At 72.2% G+C, this 22,418-nt stretch carries 20 protein-coding genes; 14 read left to right on the plus strand and 6 right to left on the minus strand.

What is annotated here, in order from left to right; translation table 11 throughout:
- Positions 1-63: 63 nt before the first annotated feature.
- Both ACIA8N_RS32020 and ACIA8N_RS32025 read right to left on the minus strand, forming a co-directional pair.
- A complete protein-coding gene (locus ACIA8N_RS32020) occupies positions 64-1,206 on the minus strand; it encodes an NADH-quinone oxidoreductase subunit D (RefSeq protein WP_365784911.1) in 1,143 nt (380 codons plus the stop codon).
- A gap of 70 nt (positions 1,207-1,276) precedes the next feature.
- A complete protein-coding gene (locus tag ACIA8N_RS32025; RefSeq protein WP_399416851.1) occupies positions 1,277-2,317 on the minus strand; it encodes an SAM-dependent methyltransferase in 1,041 nt (346 codons plus the stop codon).
- Between the two features lie 88 nt (positions 2,318-2,405).
- Between ACIA8N_RS32025 and ACIA8N_RS32030 the strand changes: the two genes are divergently transcribed.
- Positions 2,406-3,608, plus strand: a complete 1,203-nt coding sequence (locus ACIA8N_RS32030) for a sensor histidine kinase (RefSeq protein ID WP_365784907.1) — start codon at positions 2,406-2,408, stop codon at positions 3,606-3,608.
- Between the two features lie 18 nt (positions 3,609-3,626).
- Positions 3,627-4,307: a response regulator transcription factor gene (locus ACIA8N_RS32035; protein WP_365784905.1), complete on the plus strand. Its 681-nt coding sequence runs from the start codon at positions 3,627-3,629 to the stop codon at positions 4,305-4,307.
- Positions 4,308-4,338: 31 nt separating this feature from the next.
- On the opposite strand, the gene ACIA8N_RS32040 is transcribed toward ACIA8N_RS32035, so the two are convergent.
- A complete protein-coding gene (locus ACIA8N_RS32040) occupies positions 4,339-5,427 on the minus strand; it encodes a DUF5937 family protein (protein ID WP_399416847.1) in 1,089 nt (362 codons plus the stop codon).
- Positions 5,428-5,574: 147 nt separating this feature from the next.
- On the opposite strand from ACIA8N_RS32040, the gene ACIA8N_RS32045 reads away from it, so the two are divergent.
- A complete protein-coding gene (locus ACIA8N_RS32045; RefSeq protein WP_365784903.1) occupies positions 5,575-5,781 on the plus strand; it encodes a hypothetical protein in 207 nt (68 codons plus the stop codon).
- A gap of 129 nt (positions 5,782-5,910) precedes the next feature.
- Here the strand turns inward: ACIA8N_RS32045 and ACIA8N_RS32050 are convergent, their stop codons facing one another.
- A complete protein-coding gene (locus tag ACIA8N_RS32050; protein WP_399416848.1) occupies positions 5,911-7,143 on the minus strand; it encodes a threonine aldolase family protein in 1,233 nt (410 codons plus the stop codon).
- Between the two features lie 236 nt (positions 7,144-7,379).
- On the opposite strand from ACIA8N_RS32050, the gene ACIA8N_RS32055 reads away from it, so the two are divergent.
- From ACIA8N_RS32055 to ACIA8N_RS32100, 10 genes are all read left to right on the plus strand, one after another.
- Positions 7,380-8,258, plus strand: coding sequence for a DUF2520 domain-containing protein (locus ACIA8N_RS32055; protein WP_365784899.1), 879 nt, complete (start codon positions 7,380-7,382; stop codon positions 8,256-8,258).
- Positions 8,255-9,325, plus strand: a complete 1,071-nt coding sequence (gene panC / locus ACIA8N_RS32060; protein ID WP_365784897.1) for a pantoate--beta-alanine ligase — start codon at positions 8,255-8,257, stop codon at positions 9,323-9,325. Before ACIA8N_RS32055 ends, panC begins: the two co-directional genes overlap by 4 nt.
- Complete coding sequence (locus ACIA8N_RS32065) at positions 9,322-11,016, plus strand: L-aspartate oxidase (RefSeq protein ID WP_365784895.1); 1,695 nt, start codon at positions 9,322-9,324, stop codon at positions 11,014-11,016. Before panC ends, ACIA8N_RS32065 begins: the two co-directional genes overlap by 4 nt.
- Positions 11,017-12,036, plus strand: coding sequence for a carboxylating nicotinate-nucleotide diphosphorylase (gene nadC, locus ACIA8N_RS32070; protein ID WP_365784893.1), 1,020 nt, complete (start codon positions 11,017-11,019; stop codon positions 12,034-12,036).
- A complete protein-coding gene (locus ACIA8N_RS32075; RefSeq protein ID WP_030219841.1) occupies positions 12,036-12,842 on the plus strand; it encodes a type III pantothenate kinase in 807 nt (268 codons plus the stop codon). Before nadC ends, ACIA8N_RS32075 begins: the two co-directional genes overlap by 1 nt.
- Positions 12,843-13,053: 211 nt before the next feature.
- Positions 13,054-13,629: a hypothetical protein gene (locus ACIA8N_RS32080; RefSeq protein ID WP_365784979.1), complete on the plus strand. Its 576-nt coding sequence runs from the start codon at positions 13,054-13,056 to the stop codon at positions 13,627-13,629.
- A 14-nt stretch (positions 13,630-13,643) separates the two neighbouring features.
- Entirely contained in the window at positions 13,644-13,823 is a 180-nt protein-coding gene (locus ACIA8N_RS32085) for a hypothetical protein (RefSeq protein WP_030554556.1), read from the plus strand.
- Between the two features lie 136 nt (positions 13,824-13,959).
- Entirely contained in the window at positions 13,960-14,379 is a 420-nt protein-coding gene (locus ACIA8N_RS32090) for a BlaI/MecI/CopY family transcriptional regulator (RefSeq protein WP_365784891.1), read from the plus strand.
- Positions 14,380-14,389: 10 nt separating this feature from the next.
- Positions 14,390-14,935: an amino-acid N-acetyltransferase gene (locus ACIA8N_RS32095; protein WP_030219827.1), complete on the plus strand. Its 546-nt coding sequence runs from the start codon at positions 14,390-14,392 to the stop codon at positions 14,933-14,935.
- Between the two features lie 180 nt (positions 14,936-15,115).
- On the plus strand, positions 15,116-15,451 hold the full coding sequence (locus tag ACIA8N_RS32100; protein ID WP_030219825.1) for an Lsr2 family protein: 336 nt from the start codon (positions 15,116-15,118) through the stop codon (positions 15,449-15,451).
- Here ACIA8N_RS32100 and ACIA8N_RS32105 read toward each other — a convergent pair.
- Positions 15,430-16,020, minus strand: coding sequence for an SCO3374 family protein (locus tag ACIA8N_RS32105; RefSeq protein ID WP_365784888.1), 591 nt, complete (start codon positions 16,018-16,020; stop codon positions 15,430-15,432). The genes ACIA8N_RS32100 and ACIA8N_RS32105 overlap by 22 nt on opposite strands.
- Before the next feature lie 474 nt (positions 16,021-16,494).
- On the opposite strand from ACIA8N_RS32105, the gene ACIA8N_RS32110 reads away from it, so the two are divergent.
- Entirely contained in the window at positions 16,495-19,017 is a 2,523-nt protein-coding gene (locus ACIA8N_RS32110) for an ATP-dependent Clp protease ATP-binding subunit (RefSeq protein ID WP_365784886.1), read from the plus strand.
- 69 nt (positions 19,018-19,086) lie between these two features.
- Here ACIA8N_RS32110 and ACIA8N_RS32115 read toward each other — a convergent pair whose 3' ends face one another.
- The gene (locus ACIA8N_RS32115; protein ID WP_365784884.1) at positions 19,087-22,041 is read right to left on the minus strand and encodes an NACHT domain-containing protein; all 2,955 of its coding nucleotides are present in this window, start codon (positions 22,039-22,041) and stop codon (positions 19,087-19,089) included.
- Positions 22,042-22,418: the final 377 nt, after the last annotated feature.

Below are 22,418 nucleotides of genomic sequence, written 5' to 3' on the forward strand. Positions count from 1 at the left end.
GGAGGGCGGACGAGCCGGCTCCGCTCGTCCGCTCCTCAGCTGCTCGGCTCGTCGGCCGCTCGGCTACTTGTCGATGTCGCCGACGACGAAGAACAGCGAACCCAGGATCGCCACCATGTCCGCGACGAGCGTCCCGGGCAGCAGCTCGACCAGCGCCTGGATGTTGTTGAACGAGGCCGAGCGCAGCTTCAACCGGTACGGGGTCTTCTCGCCCTTCGACACCAGGTAGTAGCCGTTGACGCCGAGCGGGTTCTCGGTCCACGCGTACGTGTGGCCCTCCGGCGCCTTCAGCACCTTCGGCAGCCGCTGGTTGATCGGCCCCGGCTGCAGCTCCGCCATCCGGTCCAGGCAGGCGTCCGCCAGGTCCAGCGAGTTGTGCGTCTGGTCGAGCAGGCACTCGAACCGGGCCAGGCAGTCGCCCTCCTGGCGCACGGCGACCCGCAGGGTGTCCTGGAGCTCCCCGTAGGCGAGGTACGGCTCGTCGCGGCGCAGGTCGAAGTCGACGCCGGAGGCGCGGGCGATGGGACCCGACACGCCGTACGCGTGGACCGCGGCAGGCGACAGGACGCCGACCCCGCGCGTACGGCCCCGGAAGATCTCGTTGCCGAGGACCAGCCGGTCGTACACGTCCATCCGCGAGCGCACGTCCGCGACGGCCTGCCGCGCCCGGCCGAGCCAGCCGGCGGGCAGGTCCTCCTTGAGGCCGCCGACCCGGTTGAACATGTAGTGCATCCGGCCGCCGGAGACCTCCTCCATCACCGCCTGGAGCTCCTCGCGCTCCCGGAAGGCGTGGAAGACGGGAGTGATCCCGCCCAGTTCGAGGGGGTACGAACCGAGGAACATGAGGTGGTTGAGGACCCGGTTCAGCTCGGCGAGGAGCGTACGGGTCCACACCGCGCGCTCCGGGACCTCCATGCCCAGCATCCGCTCGACGGCCATGACGACGCCCAGCTCGTTGGAGAAGGCGGACAGCCAGTCGTGACGGTTGGCCAGCATGATGATCTGCCGGTAGTCCCGCGCCTCGAAGAGCTTCTCGGCGCCGCGGTGCATGTAGCCGATCACCGGCTCGGCCTGCCGGACGACCTCGCCGTCGAGCACGAGCCGGAGCCGGAGCACACCGTGGGTCGAGGGATGCTGCGGCCCGATGTTCAGCACCATGTCGGTGCTCTCCGCCGCGCCGCCGATGCCGACCGTCGTCTCCGTCATGCGGCCAGTATCCCCCGCGCCCCGGCCCCCGGAAGTCCCGCCCACGAAGCCGCGGAGGCGGACCCCGGGGTCAGTTCGCCGCGGGGACCCGCTGGGTCAGCCAGAGGAAGTCGCCGAGACCGCCGCGGGCGGTGAGTTCGGCGGCCTCGCCGGCGGCGGCGAGCGCGCGGACGTACCCGGCGGGATCGGTCGAGGCGAGCGCGAGCGGCGGCCGCTCCCCGGACACCCCGAGCCGCCGCAGCGCCTCCCGCTGGGTGAGCAGCTCGGCCGCGGGAAGCCCCGGACCCGCCGCCCCGGACGCTCGCGCGTGCCCCTCGCCGACCGGGCCCGCCGCCGGATCCGCGCACGCGTCCAGTGCCACGTGGGCGGTCAGGTCGCAGCTGCCGTCCGGGACCGGCGGCACCTCGCGGCCCGCGCGGAAGCCGGTCAGGGAGCCGAAGGGCGGCCGGGAGTCCCGTACGTGCGCGTAATCGACGGCCACCGCGCGGCCCGCCGACAGGGAGGCCACCGCCGCCGCCCAGGCCTCGTCCCGCGGCCGGCCGATCTCGGCCCGCGCACCCGGCTCCCGCAGCGGCCACCAGCGGGCCAGCCACTCCGCGTCAGGGCCCGCGACGGGCGCGCCGAGCCGCTCGGCGCCGTCGGCGCGGACCTCCACGTACCGGACCGTGCCCTCCGCGTCCGCCTCGGCCACGTCCACCGGCACGTTGTCGAGCCACTCGTTCGCGAAGAGCAGCCCCCGTACCCCCTGGGGCGGCCGGTCGGTCCAGACGACGCGGTCGTCGAGCCCGGCCGGGCGGGCGGCGCGCTCGACGGCGTACGCCCGGACGGCGAGGCCGCTGCCCTCCGTCGCGGCGAGCACCCCCGCGAGCAGTTCACCGCGGCCCGCGCCGACGTCCACGATGTCGGCCTCCGCCGTCCCCAGCTCCTCCGCGACCTCGCGGAGCAGCCGCGCCACGGCCGCCGCGAAGAGCGGCGAGGCGTGCACCGAGGTGCGGAAGTGCCCCGCGGGCCCCTCGGGGCGCAGATAGAAGCCTCCGGGGCCGTACAACGCCCGTTCCGTGGCCTGGCGCCACCCCTGCCACTGACACGTCTCATCCGTCACGGGCCCCAGTCTCCACCCCGGGGAGTACGGGTCCCGTGTCAAGGATCGACCCCACGGTTGATCCGTGTGCCTCCCCCTCTTCTTTACTCTGGGTGACGTGCAGCGCCTCTACGACTTCATCCGCAGACACCCGACGGGCGTCGACACCTTCTGGGCCGTCGTCCTCCTCGGGCTGTCCCTGCTGTGGGTGGGGTCCTCGGACCCCGAGAGCGGGAACCTCGTCGGGTACGGCGTCGTGTCCGCGCTCTACTCCCTGGTGGTGGCCCTGCGGCGGCGCGCCCCCGAGAAGATGCTGCTCCTCGCGGTCGGCCTCGGTGTCGCGCAGCTCGGCTTCGGCCTGATGCCGTTCATCGCCGACTTCGCCATGCTCGTGATCGTCTTCACCGTCGCGGCGCACGACGGACCCCGCTGGGCGTCCCGTCTCGCGCTCGCCGGCGGCCTCAGCGCCTCCACGCTCTCCCAGCTGAGATGGCCCATGGAGGAGGCCGGGTCCGGCGCGGCCAAGGTCTTCTTCACGGTGATCATGACCGTGCCGTTCGCGCTCGCCTGGGTCCTCGGCGACTCGCTCCGCACCCGCCGCGCCTACTTCGCGCAGCTGGAGGAGCGGGCCTCCCGTCTGGAAAAGGAGCGCGAGGCCCAGGCCAAGGTCGCGGTCGCCGCCGAGCGGGCCAGGATCGCCCGCGAGCTGCACGACGTCGTCGCGCACAACGTGTCGGTGATGGTCGTGCAGGCCGACGGCGCCGCCTACGTCATGGACTCCTCCCCGGAGACCGCCAAGCAGGCTCTGGAGACCATCTCCACCACGGGCCGGCAGGCGCTCGCCGAGATGCGCAGACTCCTCGGCATCCTGCGCACCGGTGAGCACCAGGAGGCCGGGGAGTACGTGCCGCAGCCGGACGTGAAGCAGATCGAGGACCTCGTCGAGCAGGTGCGCGGCGCCGGTCTCACCGTGGACTTCGCGATCGAGGGGAGCCCGCGCCCGCTGCCCAGCGGCGTCGAGCTCACCGCGTACCGGATCGTGCAGGAGGCCCTCACGAACACGCGCAAGCACGGCGGTCCCGACGTCGGTGCCGCCGTCCGGCTGGTCTACTTCGACGACGGCCTCGGGCTGCTCGTCGAGGACGACGGCCGGGGCGCGCCCCAGGAGATGTACGAGGACGGGGGCGCCGACGGCCGGGGCCATGGTCTGATCGGCATGCGGGAGCGGGTCGGCATGGTCGGCGGCACGCTGGACGCGGGACCGCGTCCCGGCGGCGGCTTCCGCATCAGCGCACTGCTTCCCCTCAAGCCCGCTCACTGACGACCCCGAAGGAATCAGATGTCCATCCGCGTGATGCTCGTCGACGACCAGGTGCTCCTGCGTACCGGTTTCCGCATGGTGCTGGCCGCCCAGCCGGACATGGAGGTCGTGGCGGAGGCGGGCGACGGGGTCGAGGCCCTCGAGGTGCTGCGGGCGACGGCGGTCGACGTCGTCCTCATGGACGTGCGCATGCCCAAGCTCGACGGGGTGGAGACGACCCGGCGGATCTGCTCGCAGCCGGACGCCCCGAAGGTGCTGATCCTGACCACGTTCGACCTCGACGAGTACGCGTTCTCGGGGCTGAAGGCGGGCGCGAGCGGCTTCATGCTGAAGGACGTGCCCCCGGCGGAGCTGCTCGGGGCGATCCGCTCGGTGCACAGCGGCGACGCCGTGGTGGCGCCCTCGACCACCCGCCGGCTGCTCGACCGCTTCTCGCCGATGCTGCCGTCGACGGGCACGGAGACCCGCGCCGTCGACACTGCCCTCGCACGGCTCACGGACCGGGAGCGCGAGGTGATGATGCTCGTCGCGCAGGGCCTGTCGAACGGCGAGATCGCCGCCCGGCTGGTCCTGTCGGAGGCGACGGTGAAGACCCACGTCGGCCGGATCCTGACCAAGCTGGGGCTGCGCGACCGTGTTCAGGTCGTCGTCCTCGCGTACGAGTCGGGGCTCGTCCGGGCGGGCGGCGGCGCGGTGTAGGGCCCGCCCTTCCTCGCGCGCGCCTCGCCCGCTACCGCAGCACCGACTCCAGGAAGTCGCTGCCGAGGCGGGCGACGACGGAGACGTCGAGCTGGTGGAGCACGTACCGGCCGCGGCGCTGGGTGGTGAGCAGCCCGGCCTTCTTCATGACGGCGAGGTGCCGGGAGACCTCGGGGGCGGTGATGTTGTACGCGTCGGCCAGCTCGCTCGTCGTGTTCGAGCCGCGGGCCAGGCTGCGGCAGAGCCGCATTCGCATGGGGTGGGCGAGGGCGTCCAGGCGCAGTGTGACCAGTTCGGTCGCGGCGGCGCCGCCGACGTCGCCGGCGGGCACCGGGTACTGGACGACCGGCTGCCAGCCGGGCGCGTGCAGCGCGAAGAGGTGCGGCCAGCCGAAGGCGGTCGGCAGGAACGTCACACCGGTGCCCTCGGCGCTCGTGTACCCCTGGACCAGCTTGTCGACGACGATCCGAGACCCTTGCTCGTCCTCCTCGAGGGCCATCGCGGACGAGGCCGCGGAGACGGCGTGGGCGAGGCCCTTGCGGCGCATCAGCTCGGTCTTGTGGCGGGCGTCGGCGGCGAGCTGGATGCCGACCCGGCGCCAGGTGTCGGCGAAGAACGCCTCCTCGCAGTCCTCGAGGAGCCGCCGGATCCACGCGCGCGTGCCGGGCGGATCGGCCAGCATCCGCTCCACGAAGGCGGTCTGCCGGGGCCCCCGTGCGGCGGCCAGGTCGAGGGCGCGGCGGCGCATCCGCTCGTCGACGAGCGGCGAGGGGGCGCCCTGCTTGTACTTGCTGTTGCAGGAGATCTCCAGGGCGGAGCCGACGAACTTCTCGTCGTCCATGCGGTCGAGGTCGTCCAGCTCCTCGGCGAGGGTCTCCCGGGGCCGCGCGGGCAGCAGGATGTCGGAGCGGGTGGAGTTCCACATGAAGTCGGCCTCGTGGAGCCGGTCCGCCAGCTCGGGCTTGAGGGCGGCGGAGGTCGTGGTCGTCCAGGCGTGGAGCCGGGGGTGGTGCGCGGGCTCGGCAAGGGCGTGCAGGGCGGCGCCCAGCTCGGCCAGGGGCGAGGGGCAGAAGACGATGCGCTCCTGCGGCAGTCCTGTGATGTCGATGGTCACGCTCACCCGTCCATGGTGAGGGGTGCGGCAGGGGTGGTGTCGCGCCGTTTGACGAGGGCCGTCAATCGACGGGCCGGCAGGACCTCGGGCGCCGTTTGACGGGTGCGGTCAATCGGCGCGCGAGGAGGCCGGGGCGCGGCGCACGGTGAGGCCATGAACGCGCTGCATCAGTACCTCTTCGACACGTACCGCGCCGATCGGCTCGGGGAGCCGGCACCCCCGGCGCCCGGCACCCATGACATCGCCGTCCTGCGGGCGGTCCGCGCACGGCGCCGCTTCGAGCGGGTCCTGGCGGGCCGCCGGGCGCGGGGCCGTCTCCGCACGGCGCTGTGGCACCGAAGGAACGGGAGCGTGTCCTGACGGCGGGCCTCGCCTCCGGGCCCTGCCTTCCGGCCCCGCTTCCCGGCCTCGCCTCCGGGCCCTGCCTTCCGGCCCCGCTTCCCGGCCTCGCCTCGGGCCCCGCCTCCCGGCCCGCCGACAGGCCGGTGCTCAGCCCTCGATGCGGGTCAGGAAGTCCCGTACCGCCGTCTTCACGTCCTCCGCCGTCCACTCCAGGCCGGGCCCCGCCACCGTCAGCTCGGTCACGGCGACGCCCGGCGGACCGCCCGGGTCCGGGGTGAACCAGCGGCGGAAGAGAACCGTGCCGGTGGCCTCGGCCTGGGCGAGGGCCGCCGCCGTCAGGGTCTCGGCGTCGTACGGCAGCCAGACCCGGAACTGGTGGGTGTGCGGGGTCTCCGGGTGGACCCGGAACCAGCCCGTGCCGGCCTCCTCGAACGCCTCCCGCACCGCGTCGGCCACCACGCGCGCGTGGGTCACGTACGAGGGCAGCCGGGGCAGCTCGACGTCCAGGCCCCGGAGCGCGGAGAGCGCCGCCGGGTACTGCTGGAAGACCAGGCCCCCGTACCTGTGCCGCCAGACCCGCGCCTCCGCCATGACGTCTTCGGGGCCGGCGAGCGCGGCGCCTGACAGTCCGCCGAGGGACTTGTAGAACGAGACGTACACGCTGTCGGCGAGCCCCGCGATCTCCGCGAGCGGACGGCCGAAACGCGTCGGGCACTCCCAGAGCCGCGCCCCGTCGAAGTGGACCACCGCGTCCCGCTCCCGGGCCGCCTCCACCACATCGGTCAGCTCGTCCCAGGACGGCAGGACGAAACCGGCCTCCCGCAGCGGCAGCTCCAGCATCAGCGTCCCGAAGGGCTCGGGATGGTCCTGTACCTCCTCGGCCGTCGGCAGCCGGGGCGCGTCGGTGGGGTGGACCGTACGGAGCCCGGAGACGGCCCCGAACGCGCCGCCCTCGTGGACCTCGGGGTGGGCAAGCGGATGGAGGGCGACGACGGGGCTGCCGGTCCGGCCCGCCCAGCAGCGCAGCGCCACCTGCTGGGCCATGGTGCCGGTGGGGAAGAAGACGGCGGCGGGGTGGCCGAGCAGCTCGGCGACGCGCTGCTCCAGCTCCTCGACCGGCCCGTCCCCGTACATGTCGACCGGCCCCTCGCCGTGCGCGGACGCCTCCGTCCAGTCGGCGAGCTCACGCAGGCGCGTGCTCACCGTGCTGTCCGACGGGGCGACCCACAGCTTGCGGTCGGCGCCGGCCCACGCCTTCGCCTGACGGAGCCGGACCGCTTCCTCGTCCACGGAACTCTCCTCCGAACTCTCCCCGGAACTCTCCACAGAACCTTCCTCAGGACTCTCCACAGGATTCTCCGCAGGGCTCGCAGGTTTCATGGGCCGATCATCACACCACCGCCCACACCCTGTGGACAGCCACATGGCAGCGCGAAACGCTGGCGTAGCATGACCAGAAATCGTCCGGTACCCGCCGAGGACTGGAACGGAAGGCCGTCCCCACCGTGAACGCACCAGCAGCGCCAGAGCCCCGAGCCGCGGAACCCCGAGCCACGGAGCCCCGAACTTCGGAGACCCGCGCCGAGGACCGACCCGCCCGCCTCACCGTCGGGGTCGTGGGCGCCGGCCGCGTGGGCCCCGCCCTCGCCGCCGCCCTCCGGCTCGCCGGGCACCGCCCCGTCGCCGTCTCCGCCGTCTCCGACGCCTCCAGGCGTCGAGCCGCGGCCCTCCTGCCCGAGGTCCCGGTCGTCGAGCCCGCGCGCGTCCTCGCCCTCGCGGACCTGGTCCTGCTCACCGTGCCGGACGACGCGCTGCCCGGTCTGGCCGAGGGCCTCGCCGACACCGGAGCCGTACGGCCCGGACAGCTGATCGTGCACACCTCCGGGCGGTACGGCGCACACGTCCTCGACCCGGTGCGGCGGGCCGGCGCCCTGCCGCTCGCCCTGCACCCCGCGATGACCTTCACCGGCACCGAGGTCGACGTCCAGCGCCTGGCCGGCTGCTCCTTCGGGGTGACCGCGCCCGAGGAGCTGCGGCTCGCCGCCGAGGCCCTGGTGATCGAGATGGGCGGCGAGCCCGAGTGGATCGCGGAGGAGGCCCGTCCGCTGTACCACGCGGCCCTCGCCCTCGGCGCGAACCACCTGGTCACCCTGGTGGCCCAGTCGATGGAGCTGCTGCGCAAGGCCGGGGTCGCCGCGCCCGACCGGATGCTCGGGCCGCTGCTCGGCGCCGCCCTGGACAACGCCCTGCGGTCCGGTGACGGGGCCCTCACGGGACCCGTCGCGCGCGGTGACGCCGGTACGGTCGCCGCCCATGTCGCCGAGCTGCGCAAGCACGCTCCCGGCACCGTCGCCGGGTATCTGGCGATGGCCCGCACGACCGCCGACCGGGCGCTCGCGCACGGTCTGCTCAAGCCCGAACTGGCCGAGGACCTGCTCGGCGTACTGGCCGCGGGCACCACCGCGGCCGACGGGCCGCAAGGAGACGACCGATGAGCCAGTCCGCCCGTACGAGCGCCGGGAGCGGCCTCCCTGTCCGTCACCGGCCCGCCGAGCTGGTGTCCGAGGTCGAGGACCTGAAGTACGCCGCCGCCCACCACGGGCTGCCCGGCCGCAACGCCGTCGTGATGACCATGGGCGCCCTCCACGAGGGCCACGCCACCCTGATCCGTACCGCCCGCGAGCGCGTCGGCGACAAGGGTTTCGTCGTCGTCACCGTCTTCGTCAACCCCCTCCAGTTCGGCGCGGGCGAGGACCTCGACCGCTACCCGCGCACCCTCGAAGCCGACCTGGAACTGGCCTTCGCCGCGGGCGCGAGCGTCGTCTTCGCGCCCTCCGTCGACGCGGTCTACCCGGGCGGCGAGCCCCAGGTCAGGATCACCGCGGGACCCATGGGCGAGCGCCTCGAAGGCGCCTCGCGGCCCGGCCACTTCGACGGCATGCTGACCGTCGTCGCCAAGCTCCTCCACCTCACCGCGCCCGACCTGGCCTTCTTCGGCCAGAAGGACGCGCAGCAGCTGGCCCTGATCCGCCGCATGGCCCGCGACCTGAACTTCCCGGTGGAGATCGTCGGCGTGCCGACCGTCCGGGAGAGCGACGGCCTCGCCCTCTCCAGCCGCAACCGCTACCTGTCGGCACAGGAGCGCCGCACCGCGCTCGCGCTGTCGCACGCGCTGTTCTCCGCCAGTGACCGGCTCGCCGCCCAGGAGGCACTGCGCGCGCGTGCCGCGTCCCTGCCCGGCGCCCAGAACCGGGCCGAGAACCGCGCGGAGGCGCTCTCCCGGCTCGGCGAGGCGCGGGCCGCCGCCGACGCCCACGCGGTCGCCCAGGCGGCCGAGGGCCACGGCGCGGGGGCCGTACGGGCCGCCGCCCGTGCCGTCCTCGACGACGCGGCGAAGGCCGATCCCCCGCTCGTCCTCGACTACCTGGCCCTCGTCGATCCGGCCGACTTCACGGAGGTCGCCGACGACCACGCGGGGGACGCGATCCTCGCCGTCGCCGCGCGGGTCGGGACCACCCGGCTCATCGACAACACCCCCTTGACCTTCGGAGCCACCCAGTGACCGGAATACGGCTGCACGCCCCCGCGCCCGGCTGGGCCATCGAAGCCGACGTCGTCGTCGTGGGCTCCGGCGTCGCCGGTCTCACCGCCGCCCTGCGCTGCACCGCCGCCGGGCTCCGTACGGTCGTCGTCACCAAGGCCACCCTCGACGACGGATCCACCCGCTGGGCGCAGGGCGGCATCGCCGCCGCGCTCGGCGAGGGCGACACCCCCGAGCAGCACCTCGACGACACCCTGGTCGCCGGCGCCGGCCTCTGCGACGAGCGGGCCGTGCGGGCCCTCGTCACCGAGGGTCCCGACGCCGTCCGCCGCCTGATCGCGACCGGCGCCGACTTCGACAAGAACGCCGACGGCGAGATCGCGCTGACCCGCGAGGGCGGCCACCACCGCCGCCGCATCGCCCACGCGGGTGGTGACGCGACCGGCGCCGAGATCTCCCGCGCCCTCGTCGAGGCGATACGGGACCGGGGCGTGCGCACCATCGAGCACGCCCTCGTCCTGGACCTCCTGACGGACGCCGAGGGCCGTACGGCCGGCGTGACGCTGCACGTCATGGGCGAGGGGCAGCACGACGGCGTCGGCGCCGTCCACGCGCCCGCGGTGGTCCTCGCGACCGGCGGCATGGGCCAGGTCTTCTCCGCCACCACCAACCCGGCCGTCTCCACCGGCGACGGCGTGGCGCTCGCGCTGCGCGCCGGCGCCGAGGTCTCCGACCTGGAGTTCGTCCAGTTCCACCCCACGGTGCTCTTCCTGGGCGCCGGATCCGAGGGCCAGCAGCCGCTGGTCTCCGAGGCGGTACGGGGCGAGGGCGCGTACCTGGTCGACGCCGACGGCGTCCGCTTCATGACCGGACAGCACGAGCTGGCCGAGCTGGCGCCCCGGGACATCGTCGCCAAGGCGATCATGCGCCGGACGCAGGAGCAGGGCACCGAGCACATGTACCTCGACGCCCGCCACTTCGGCGCCGAGATGTGGGAGCAGCGCTTCCCGACGATCCTGGCGGCCTGCCGCTCCCACGGCATCGACCCGGTGACGGAGCCCATCCCGGTGGCACCCGCCGCCCACTACGCCTCCGGCGGCGTCCGTACGGACCTGCGTGGGCGGACGACCGTCCCCGGCCTGTACGCCTGCGGCGAGGTCGCCTGCACGGGCGTCCACGGCGCCAACCGGCTCGCCTCGAACTCGCTCCTGGAGGGCCTGGTCTTCGCCGAGCGGATCGCCGACGACATCACGGCCGCCGCCCCGCGCGTGGCCGGTGCCCCGGTGCCGCACCCGGCCCCGGTGACCCTGCCGCTGCCCGTGGGCGGCGCCAGGACCCGTATCCAGCGGATCATGACGGCCGGCGCCGGCGTGCTGCGCTCCGAGGCCAGCCTGCGGGAGGCCGCCGAGGCCCTCGACGCCCTGCACGGCGACGCCCTCGCGGGCGGCACCGACGACACCAAGGCGGCCGAACCGGGCGTGGACTCCTGGGAGACCACCAACCTGCTGTGCGTCGCCCGGGTGCTCGTCGCCGCCGCCCGCCGCCGCGAGGAGACCCGCGGCTGCCACTGGCGCGAGGACCACCCGGACCGCGACGACACGGACTGGCGCCGCCATCTCGTCGTACGCCTGACGCCCGAGCGGAACCTCGACGTCCGGGCGACCGCCAGCCATGACCTTCCCCCCACCGCCGACGCCCCCAGGGAGCCGTAAGTGACCACGCCCGAGGAAGCCCGTCCCGAGCCCGTGGACGTCCCTCTGATCCAGATCAACACGGTCTCCTCCGACGAGACCGAAGGCTGCGGCGACGGCTGCGCCTGCGACGGCGGCGAGGAGTTCGAGTGCGGGCTCGACCCCGCGCTCGCAGGGCTCCTCGCGGACGCCGGTCTCGACCCGGTCCAGGTCGAGGACATCGCCCACCTCGCGATCGCCGAGGACCTCGACGGCGGGGTCGATGTGACGACGGTCGCGACCGTCCCCGAGGACGCCGTCGCCACCGCCGACTTCACCGCCCGCGAGGCCGGTGTCGTCGCCGGTCTGCGGGTCGCCGAGGCCGTGCTGTCCATCGTGTGCGCGGACGAGTTCGAGGTCGAGCGCCACGTCGAGGACGGCGACCGCGTCGAGGCCGGGGACCTGCTCCTCAGCGTCACCGCCCGCACCCGCGACCTGCTCACCGGCGAGCGCAGCGCGCTCAACATCCTGTGCCGCCTCTCCGGCATCGCCACCGCCACACGCGCGTGGGCGGACGCCCTGGAGGGCACGAAGGCCAAGGTCCGCGACACCCGCAAGACGACGCCGGGCCTGCGCGCCCTGGAGAAGTACGCGGTCCGCTGCGGCGGCGGCGTCAACCACCGCATGTCGCTGTCCGACGCGGCCCTGGTGAAGGACAACCACGTGGTGGCGGCCGGCGGTGTCGCCGAGGCCTTCAAGGCCGTGCGCGAGCAGTTCCCCGAACTGCCGATCGAGGTCGAGGTCGACACCCTGCGCCAGGTCCACGAGGTCCTGGACGCGGGCGCCGACCTGATCCTGCTCGACAACTTCACCCCGGCCGAGACGGAGGAGGCCGTCGCGCTGGTCGCCGGCCGCGCTGTCCTGGAGTCCTCCGGCCGGCTGACCCTGGAGAACGCGGCGGCCTACGCGGCGACGGGCGTGGACTACCTGGCGGTCGGCGGGCTCACCCACTCCTCCCCGATCCTCGACATCGGCCTCGACCTGCGCGAGGTGCGGGCCTGATGCTGCTCACCATCGACGTCGGCAACACGCACACGGTCCTCGGTCTCTTCGACGGTGACGAGATCGTCGAGCACTGGCGGATCTCCACGGATCCGAGCCGCACGGCCGACGAGATGGCGGTCCTGCTGCAGGGCCTCATGGGCATGCACCCGCTCCTCGGCGTCGAGCTGAGCGACGGCATCGAGGGGATCGCGATCTGCGCGACGGTCCCCTCGGTGCTGCACGAGCTGCGCGAGGTGACGCGGCGGTACTACGGGGACGTCCCCGCGGTCCTGGTGGAGCCGGGCGTCAAGACCGGCGTCCCGGTCCTCACGGACAACCCCAAGGAGGTCGGGGCGGACCGCGTGATCAACGCGGTCGCCGCCGTCGAGCTCTACGGCGGCCCGGCGATCGTCGTCGACTTCGGCACGGCGACGACGTACGACGCGATCACCGCGCGCGGCGAGTACGCGGGCGGCGCGATCGCGCCGGGCATCGAGATCTCGGTCGAGGCGCTCGGGGTGAAGGGGGCCATGCTCCGCAAGATCGAGCTGGCCAGGCCGCGCAGCGTGATCGGCAAGAACACGGTCGAGGCCATGCAGTCGGGCATCGTCTACGGCTACGCGGGCCAGGTCGACGGCGTCGTCGCCCGCATGAAGCGGGAGCTCGTCGGCCCCAACGGCGACCCGTCGGACGTGACGGTGATCGCGACGGGCGGGCTGGCGCCGATGGTGCTCGCCGACTCCAAGGAGATCGACGAGCACGAGCCCTGGCTGACCCTCATCGGCCTGCGCCTGGTCTACGAGCGGAACGTCTCCCGCATGTGATCGTGATTCGCATGTGAACGTCTCCCGCGTGTGACCGTTTCCGTGACCGTCTCCCGCAGGTGAGGGACGGCGCCCGGCGAGGCCCGCGGTCGACGAGCCGGGGCCCCCACCGGGGGCCGCCGTCGGCGCGCCGGAATGATCGCTAAGAGAAAATTGTCCGATTAGCGCGTATCGTCGGCCCATGCCCACGCCATACGGATCCCGCGGCGGCATGGCGTTCAGCGCGGACGAGCTGCGTGTGCTCCGCCGTGCCCTCGCCATCGCCCTCCACCCCGCCCCCCTCCAGGACGAGGACGTCCGGGACGCGCTGCACCTGGCCGCAGCCGTGGACGAGGCCGTACAGGAGGCAGGCCGGCTGCGCGCCTTCCTCCTCGACGACCTGGCCCGCTACCGCGAGGCGCTCCCCGGCTCCCTCAGCGGCTACCTGGGGCTCCTCCAGGACGCGCTGGCCGCCGGGTACGACCCCGCCGCCGACGACCTCGCCGCCCTGCGCGCGCTGCGCCACGACCCCAGGGCCGCCGGACTGCTCGCCCGCTGCCAGACCCTCGCCGAGCGCTCCGTACGCGCGCGCCTGGCGCGGGTCTCCCAGGCCACCGAGACCCCCAGCCGGACCACCGCCCCCAGGGCCAGGCTGCTCGCCCTGCCCGGCGGACGCGCCGCGGCCGACGAGCCCAAGCCGACGCCACCCGCCCCGGCGGAGCGCCCGGTGCCCAAGCCCTCCGAGGTGTTCCCGCCGCGCCGGAGGCCCGTACCCCCGCCCCCGCCCGAGGAACGGGCCGCAGGATAGCTACTCTGGTCGGCATGGACTACGTATCCGCGCTCCTGCCCCCCGTCGTGATGGCCGCGTTCTTCATCGGCCTCGTCGTCACGATCGTCAAGAGCCAGGGCGGCCCGAACAAGGCCAAGGAGGACGCGGTCGTGGACGCCGCCCTCGCCCGCGCCGAGGCCACCCGCCAGGCGGACGGCCCCGCCACCTCCTAGCCGACGGCAGCGCCACCTGGCGGCCGCCGGCACCGCACCGCCCGGGACGTACGACCCTTCACGGTCGTACGTCCTTTTGCTGTGTCTCCCTCGCTCAATAGCCCCTTATCGGCGTTTTTCGCACTAAAGTGACGTTGTGCCCCGTCCATTGGGAGATCTCGAAGACGCCGTCATGACGCGCGTCTGGCAATGGAACCGTCCGGTGACCGTCCGGGAAGTTCTGGAGGACCTTCAGCGGGAACGGTCCATCGCCTACACCACCGTCATGACCGTCATGGACAATCTTCATCAGAAGGGCTGGGTCCGCAGAGAAGTCGAAGGCCGCGCCTATCGATATACGGCGGTCTCCACCCGCGCCGCATACGCCGCCGCGCTGATGAACGAGGCCTGGGCCCAGAGCGACAACCCGGCGGCGGCGCTCATCGCCTTCTTCGGGATGATGTCCCACGACCAGCGCGAAGCCCTGAACGACGCCATCCGAATCGTCCAGCGCGACAACCCGATCGCCACCCCGCCCGAGCAGGGCGCCGAAGGCACCGGAGCGCAGGAGCGATAGCGTCCCCCCCATGTCGCCGTCTGCTTCCCGGGCCGCTTCCGGGGCCTCCGCCAAAACCGTCACCGTACGAAGGGCCCGCACCGGCGATGTCGCCGCGGTCCAGCGTCTCGTCGAACCGTTCGTCCGGCGCGGCATCCTGCTCGACAAGGCGACCGTCACCCTTTACGAGTCCATCCAGGAGTTCTGGGTCGCGGAACGCGACGAGGACGCCACCGTCGTCGGCTGCGGCGCCCTCCATGTGATGTGGGAAGACCTCGCCGAAGTACGCACTCTCGCCGTCGATCCCGAGTTCAAGGGAGCCGGTGTCGGACATCAGGTGCTGGACAAGTTGCTGCACACCGCCCGATGGCTCGGGGTGCGGCGGGTATTCTGCCTGACCTTCGAAGTCGACTTCTTCGCGAAGCACGGCTTCGTCGAGATCGGCGAGACCCCGGTCGACGGAGATGTCTACAGCGAGCTGCTCCGTTCCTATGACGAGGGAGTCGCCGAGTTCCTCGGTCTCGAACGAGTGAAGCCGAACACCTTGGGCAACAGCCGGATGCTTCTGCACCTGTGACCCGGAACCCGGCCCTGAACGCCACATGGAACGCCACATGGAACGCCGCACGGAACCCTATGTCCGAATCGCGCACGTTTCCCGCGTTGCCGAGGTTCTGAACCTCTGCCAGGGGTTTGTGTTTTTCCGGGAAAAGCGGTTTCCTTTCCGCGTACTGCATTTTCGATGAAAGGAAATCCGGTGGCACAGAAGGTTCAGGTCCTTCTTGTCGACGACCTCGACGGCGTCGAGGCGGACGAGACCGTGACGTTCGCGCTGGACGGCAAGACCTACGAGATCGACCTCACCACCGCCAACGCGGAAAAGCTCCGTGGCCTGCTCGAGCCGTACACCAAGAGCGGTCGTCGCACCGGCGGCCGCACCACCGGTGGGCGCGGCAAGGGCCGTGCCGTGGCGGCGGGCAGCCCGGACACCGCGAAGATTCGCGCGTGGGCCAAGGAGAACGGCATGAACGTGAACGACCGTGGTCGCGTTCCCGCCGACATCAAGGCTGCCTACGAGGACGCGAACCGCTGAGGCGGCAGCTGCTGAGCCTCAGGCCTCCGGGCCCGGGCACTCAGCAGCCGCACCCGGTGGCACTCCGCGGCGGCGGCTGCCACGAGACGTACCAGGCAGGGGGCACCCGCGTCGCCCCAGGGCGCGGACCGCAGCGCCGGCAGCGAGGACTCGACCTCGCGGCCCGGTGCCGGGGCCCGCAGCCACACGGCGGCGCCAGGCGCGCCGGATCCGCCCCGCCCCGGGGGAAGGGGCGCGGTCATCCGGCCGTCGGCGCCGAGTACCGCGAGATCGAGCGAGATCCCGCCCCACTCGAGCCAGTCGAGCAGGCCCGGTAGCTCCTCCGCGCTACCCGCGGCCACGAGCAGCCGCATCCGGCGCCCGAGCAGGGCCACGGGACCGGTCGCCGGGCCGATCCGCCGCAGCACGCCCCTGCCGGCCTCGGCGGGCAGCTCCAGGACGTCGAAGCGCAGCCCCGTGACCAGCTGCACCGGCGGGCCCGCCACCGTCGCCCAGCCGAGCTCGTGCTCGTACCACCGCGCGAGGCCGCCGTCGGGCGGCGTACGGGGAAGCGGGACGGTGATGGCCATGTCCGTGGAACTCCGTCGGGGGCGCGTTGGTTACGCCCGGGACGGGTCCCCGAAGTGACGTTCGGTCGGCCGCCGCACACGCAATGTGTCCGTGATGGGGCGTACGCGTGCATTCGGGAGCGCAAGGGTGTTCGCTGGTAGCGGAGGGAACCGGGGTGCGCCGCATGGAGTGTCAGTCCTTACGGGTAAGACATTCCTAGTGGAGAGGGGCGAGTCGCAGGCTTCGGCGTCTCACGTTCGCCATCGGCGTACTGATGACGTGGCTAACTACTTGGCCTGCGGGAACATCGTCTCGCACCATCGGGTTGGAGCATTTGTCGGCTGTTCGGCAGCAGGTCTCCCCGCGGAAGAGGGGGTGATCCGGACGGATGTCGGCAGTTGGAATGAGCGGTCCCCGCTTGCGGGACTAAGCTGCGGAAGGACAGGGAGGGGATCGACCCCTAACTGACTGACCGCTCTGAGGAGCGATTAACGATGTTCGAGAGGTTCACCGACCGCGCGCGGCGGGTTGTCGTCCTGGCTCAGGAAGAAGCCCGGATGCTCAACCACAACTACATCGGCACCGAGCACATCCTTCTGGGCCTTATCCATGAGGGTGAGGGTGTCGCCGCTAAGGCCCTGGAGAGCCTCGGGATTTCGCTCGAGGCGGTCCGCCAGCAGGTTGAGGAGATCATCGGGCAGGGGCAGCAGGCCCCGTCCGGGCACATCCCCTTCACCCCGCGTGCCAAGAAGGTCCTGGAGCTGTCGCTCCGAGAGGCCCTCCAGCTCGGCCACAACTACATCGGCACCGAGCACATCCTGCTCGGCCTGATCCGCGAGGGCGAGGGCGTCGCCGCCCAGGTCCTCGTGAAGCTGGGCGCCGACCTCAACCGGGTGCGGCAGCAGGTCATCCAGCTGCTCTCCGGCTACCAGGGCAAGGAAGCCGCCACGGCCGGCGGCCCTGCCGAGGGCACCCCCTCGACGTCCCTGGTCCTCGACCAGTTCGGCCGCAACCTCACCCAGGCGGCCCGCGAATCCAAGCTCGACCCGGTCATCGGGCGCGAGAAGGAGATCGAGCGGGTCATGCAGGTGCTGTCCCGCCGCACCAAGAACAACCCGGTGCTCATCGGCGAGCCCGGCGTCGGCAAGACCGCCGTCGTCGAGGGCCTGGCGCAGGCCATCGTCAAGGGCGAGGTGCCCGAGACCCTCAAGGACAAGCACCTCTACACCCTGGACCTCGGCGCGCTGGTCGCCGGCTCCCGCTACCGCGGTGACTTCGAGGAGCGCCTGAAGAAGGTCCTCAAGGAGATCCGCACCCGCGGCGACATCATCCTGTTCATCGACGAGCTCCACACCCTCGTGGGTGCGGGTGCCGCCGAGGGCGCGATCGACGCCGCCAGCATCCTCAAGCCGATGCTGGCCCGCGGTGAGCTCCAGACCATCGGTGCCACCACGCTCGACGAGTACCGGAAGTACCTGGAGAAGGACGCGGCCCTCGAGCGCCGCTTCCAGCCCATCCAGGTCGCCGAGCCGTCGCTGCCGCACACCATCGAGATCCTCAAGGGCCTGCGCGACCGGTACGAGGCCCACCACCGGGTCTCCATCACCGACGAGGCCCTCGTCCAGGCCGCGACCCTGGCCGACCGGTACATCTCGGACCGCTTCCTCCCGGACAAGGCGATCGACCTGATCGACGAGGCCGGCTCCAGGATGCGCATCCGCCGGATGACCGCGCCGCCGGACCTCCGCGAGTTCGACGAGAAGATCGCCGGCGTCCGCCGCGACAAGGAGTCCGCGATCGACTCGCAGGACTTCGAGAAGGCCGCCTCTCTCCGGGACAAGGAGAAGCAGCTCCTCGCCGCGAAGGCCAAGCGGGAGAAGGAGTGGAAGGCCGGCGACATGGACGTCGTCGCCGAGGTCGACGGCGACCTGATCGCCGAGGTCCTCGCGACCGCCACGGGCATCCCGGTCTTCAAGCTGACCGAGGAGGAGTCCAGCCGCCTGCTCCGCATGGAGGACGAGCTCCACAAGCGCGTCATCGGGCAGAAGGACGCCGTCATCGGCCTCTCGCGGGCCATCCGCCGTACGCGGGCCGGTCTGAAGGACCCGAAGCGCCCCGGTGGCTCGTTCATCTTCGCCGGTCCGTCCGGTGTCGGTAAGACCGAGCTTTCCAAGGCGCTCGCCGAATTCCTCTTCGGCGACGAGGACGCGATGATCTCCCTCGACATGTCGGAGTTCAGCGAGAAGCACACGGTTTCCCGTCTCTTCGGTTCGCCGCCCGGATACGTCGGCTACGAAGAGGGCGGCCAGCTCACCGAGAAGGTGCGCCGCAAGCCGTTCTCCGTCGTCCTCTTCGACGAGGTCGAGAAGGCCCACCCCGATATCTTCAATTCCCTTCTCCAGATCCTGGAGGACGGTCGCCTGACCGACTCCCAGGGCCGGGTCGTGGACTTCAAGAACACGGTCATCATCATGACGACCAACCTCGGGACCAGGGACATCTCGAAGGGCTTCAACCTGGGCTTCGCCGCCCAGGGCGACACGAAGTCCAACTACGAGCGGATGAAGGCGAAGGTCAGCGACGAGCTGAAGCAGCACTTCCGCCCGGAGTTCCTCAACCGTGTGGACGACGTCATCGTCTTCCCGCAGCTGACCCAGGACGACATCCTCCAGATCGTCGACCTGATGATCGGCCGCGTCGACGAGCGCCTCAAGGACCGGGACATGGGCATCGAGCTCTCCCAGTCCGCGAAGGAGCTGCTCGCCAAGAAGGGTTACGACCCGGTGATGGGTGCCCGGCCGCTGCGCCGGACGATCCAGCGCGAGGTCGAGGACACGCTGTCGGAGAAGATCCTCTTCGGCGAGCTGCGTCCCGGCCACATCGTGGTCGTCGACACCGAGGGCGAGGGTGAGGAGAAGAAGTTCACCTTCCGCGGCGAGGAGAAGACGGCTCTGCCGGACGCTCCTCCGATCGAGGCGACGGGCGGCACCGGCCCGAACCTGTCGAAGGACGCGTAAGGCGTAGCGCCTGAGCACAAGGGGCGGCCCCGGAACCTGATGGTTCCGGGGCCGCCCCTTTGCGTGGGGTCAGGAGAGGGCGATCTCGATGTCGGGCGGAAGGTGCTCGGCTCCGTGGAGGGCGAGGCCGCGTCCGATGATCTTCCGCAGGGCGGGGAATGCCGTCGTGACCGGTTCCAGCGAGTGGGAGCTGCGGCTGCCCGGCAGGAGATGCAGGGTGACGACTGACGGGAGTACGACGTCGGCGGGGCAGGAGTTCAGGGAGTCGGCCTCGACAGTGAGGCCCGCGAGGCGGGTCAGCGCGGCCAGGTCCCGCCATGAGTCGGGGGTGAGGCGGACGAGCCCCAGGGTGAGGTGGCGCAGGTCCCGGTAGTGGGCGAGGCCCCGCGTCCCCTCCTCCGGCGGTGAGGCGAAGTACAGCTCCTTGAGCGGCGCCGTGGCCGGCAGGTCGCCGAGCCGCCACGGGGTGTGGTGGGGAAGGCTGACGGAGAGGGCTTCGAGGCGGCCGAGTGACTCCAGCGCGGGCAGAGCCAGGTCCTCGGCTCCCCGGGTGAGGAACAGCTGTCGCAGGTCGCAGCGGTCGATCAGTGCCGAGAGCCGGGTGGACGAGACGCCCCTGCCGATCTGCAGTCCCTCCGGAGCGAGGCCGAGGCGGAGGACTTCGTCCGCCCGCAGGTCGTCCTGCAGGACGAAGTGCAGGTCGGTGGGGTCCAGGTGGGCGACGACCGCCTCCGCGTACGGCCGGGCTGCGAAGCGCCGCCAGGCCCAGATCAGCTGGGACCTGACGTCCAGCGCCGGGTGGGAGGCGAACCGGGACAGGTACGGGATGGCCGCGTCGACGGTGATGTGGCTCGCGGCGATCACCACCATCTGGGCCGCCTCGTCGCTCAGGCCCTCCGGGCCCGGGAGCAGGTCGAGGACAAGCCGGCCCACCAGCGCGAGCTCGCGGGCCTCGTCCGGATCGCGTGGGGGGATCACCTCGGCCGTGCGGCTCAGGACCGCGTCCCGTACCGCCGGGGGCACTTCCGTCGCGTGTTCAAGGGCCGTCGCCGCGAGGAGCGTCAGGCGCAGGCTGGTCTCCCGGTCCTCGGCGCGGTCCGCCGCGGCCAGCAGCTCCCGCAGGATCTCCGCGCACTCGCGTGGGCGCGCGTGGCCCACCGCCATGCGGATGACGTCCTCCCACTGGTCGTCCGTGGCGTGGCGGACCAGGACGCCGATGTCCCAGTGGTCCACCAGGGCCTTGGCCGCCAGGTAGTCCTGGAAGGTGCGGTGGACGAAGTCGATCGTGTCCGCCGTCGGTTCCCGCAGCAGGCCGCTGCGGTGGAGGAGATGGGTGAAGACCGTGCCGGGCTCGTGCCCCGAGGCCTCCACGACGGCGGGGACGGCCTCTGCGATCACCGACTCCGCGTGGGAGCGGTCCATCTGGAGGCGGCCGTTCAGCGTCAGCCAGTACGCGAGCCGCTGGATCAGCTGGATCTGCGGGGCCTCGTCGAGGGCGATCCCGTACGGGGTGCCCATGTCCCGCTCGCGGTCGCGGCGGGTGAGGAGCATGGACAGGGCGGCCTCGTAGAGCGCCTTGCGGCCCCGGGGCAGGTAGCCGCGCCGGTCGCGGTGCAGGGCGCAGATGAGGCCGCACATCAGGGGGTTGGTGGCGAGCTGGGCGACGTGCTCGCTGGTGCGGAGGGAGTCGAGGAGCGGCTGCTTGTACGGCTGCGCCTCCGGCCCCGCGGCCCGGTGCCAGCGGCGGACGAACGTGGCGACGTCGGCACGTGACATGGGCGCGAGCGTCAGCTCGGTGAAGCCGTCGGGGGCCAGCCAGTCGTCCCGTACGGCCGTGGGGCGCGAGGTCACGAGCCAGCGGTTGCCCTCGTACGCGTCGAGGAGGCCGCGGAGCCAGTCGCGGGCCCGGCCGCGTTCGGCCTCGGGGATCTCGTCGATGCCGTCGACGAGGACCAGGCCGCGCCCGGCGGCCAGGACCCGGTCGGCCCAGCCCTCGGGCGGGGTGAGCGGGCAGCCGGCGGCCGAGAGGAAGTGGTCGGGGGCGGGGAGCCGCTCGCCGTGGCGGGTGAGGGTGCGCAGGGGGAGGACGAAGGGGATACGCCCGGCCAGGTACGCCATGCCTTCCGGCTGTTCCTCGGCCGCCGCCGAGACCGTCAGCCACTGGATGAGCGTCGTCTTGCCGGAGCCGGCGAGGCCGCGCAGCAGGAGCTTGTCGTGGCGGGTGAGGGCGAGGTCGGCGCGGGTCGGGGCCTGCTCGTTCGGGGGCGAGGCCGGCTGCCCGTTCTCGTCGGGCACCCCGGACGCGGACTCCCGCCCCGTCGCCTCCAGCGACAGATACGCCATGTCCAGCGGCCACCGGTCCGGCGAGTCGTGCAGGTCGACGCCGTAGATCGTCAGGCGCCCGTGCTTCTTCGCCAGGTGGGCCAGGTAGCGCCGCTCGAACTCCGCGTCCCTGCCGTCCGCCCGGGGAGTCCGGCGGATGACCTCGTCGATCTTCGCGATGAGTTCGGTCTGGCCGCGGGTCTGTTCCACCAGGCTGCGGGCGATGAAGGTGGAGCGACGGCTGAAGAAGTCCAGGATGTGGAGGGCGGCCCACTCCGTCATCGAGTCCAGGTAGAGAACGGAGTCCGTCGACAGGCCGTCGGGGGCCGGGGCCGCCGCGCGCAGGCGCCGGGCGAGGGCGCGGTGGCCGAGGCGGACGGCCTGGACGTCGTCCATGTCGAGGTCGCCGAGCGACAGGAGCGTCGTCCCGAGCGTGTGGATGACGGCCTCGGTCTCGTCGGCGGGGAACGGCGCCTCTCCCGGCCCGTCGAGGGAGCGCTCGACCAGCGTCCTGGCGAGCTTGCGGACGTCCTTCTCGGTCAGGGTGCGCTTCTCACCGCGGAAGGAGACGAGGCCGGAGAGCCGGACCTTGGACGCCTTGCCCGTGAGACCGGCCCCCGGCTCGTCGCTGACCAGCAGTTTCTTCAGGAGAGGGGCGATCGCAGCAGAGGCGAGGCGCGCGCCGATGAGTGCCGGTTCCATGTGTGTCCCCCCGTGGGTCCCCGATGCGGTCAGCGTAGTGCGGGACGGCCTTCCGGACGGCTCGGTTGCGTGACCCAGGTCGCTTTCCGGGCCGGCGTCTGGTGACAAGGCGCACAGGGGTTTCGAGGGGTACTAACCGGAATAGTGGCGACCTTTGGTGTCGATTCGGGACGTTCAGGGCTGAACCGCCGGGCCTTTGGTCCCGAGGGGACCCGAACCGGACGTAGCACGGCCTTTTGGGCGGTTCCGGCCACCCGCGACATGCGAATAAACCGATTCTCTTGTGTCGGTATGTCCGATTTGAAGGAGGGCTCCGGAGGTCGTCAAGGGCTGAACTTCCCCGGAGATCGCTACGACGCGATGTCGTAGATGGGGTG

Source organism: Streptomyces sp. NPDC051822 (assembly GCF_044452745.1).
In the GTDB taxonomy this organism is placed as follows: domain Bacteria; phylum Actinomycetota; class Actinomycetes; order Streptomycetales; family Streptomycetaceae; genus Streptomyces.

Coding starts and splice junctions, on each gene's coding strand:
- ACIA8N_RS32115 (WP_365784884.1), bottom strand. CDS start 22,041: ATGGAACCGGCACTCATCGGCGCGCGCCTCGCCTCTGCTGCGATCGCC.
- ACIA8N_RS32080 (WP_365784979.1), top strand. CDS start 13,054: ATGGCGTTCAGCGCGGACGAGCTGCGTGTGCTCCGCCGTGCCCTCGCC.
- panC (WP_365784897.1), top strand. CDS start 8,255: ATGAGCCAGTCCGCCCGTACGAGCGCCGGGAGCGGCCTCCCTGTCCGT.
- ACIA8N_RS32075 (WP_030219841.1), top strand. CDS start 12,036: ATGCTGCTCACCATCGACGTCGGCAACACGCACACGGTCCTCGGTCTC.
- ACIA8N_RS32105 (WP_365784888.1), bottom strand. CDS start 16,020: ATGGCCATCACCGTCCCGCTTCCCCGTACGCCGCCCGACGGCGGCCTC.
- ACIA8N_RS32050 (WP_399416848.1), bottom strand. CDS start 7,143: ATGAAACCTGCGAGCCCTGCGGAGAATCCTGTGGAGAGTCCTGAGGAA.
- ACIA8N_RS32035 (WP_365784905.1), top strand. CDS start 3,627: ATGTCCATCCGCGTGATGCTCGTCGACGACCAGGTGCTCCTGCGTACC.
- ACIA8N_RS32110 (WP_365784886.1), top strand. CDS start 16,495: ATGTTCGAGAGGTTCACCGACCGCGCGCGGCGGGTTGTCGTCCTGGCT.
- ACIA8N_RS32045 (WP_365784903.1), top strand. CDS start 5,575: ATGAACGCGCTGCATCAGTACCTCTTCGACACGTACCGCGCCGATCGG.
- ACIA8N_RS32085 (WP_030554556.1), top strand. CDS start 13,644: ATGGACTACGTATCCGCGCTCCTGCCCCCCGTCGTGATGGCCGCGTTC.
- ACIA8N_RS32095 (WP_030219827.1), top strand. CDS start 14,390: ATGTCGCCGTCTGCTTCCCGGGCCGCTTCCGGGGCCTCCGCCAAAACC.
- ACIA8N_RS32020 (WP_365784911.1), bottom strand. CDS start 1,206: ATGACGGAGACGACGGTCGGCATCGGCGGCGCGGCGGAGAGCACCGAC.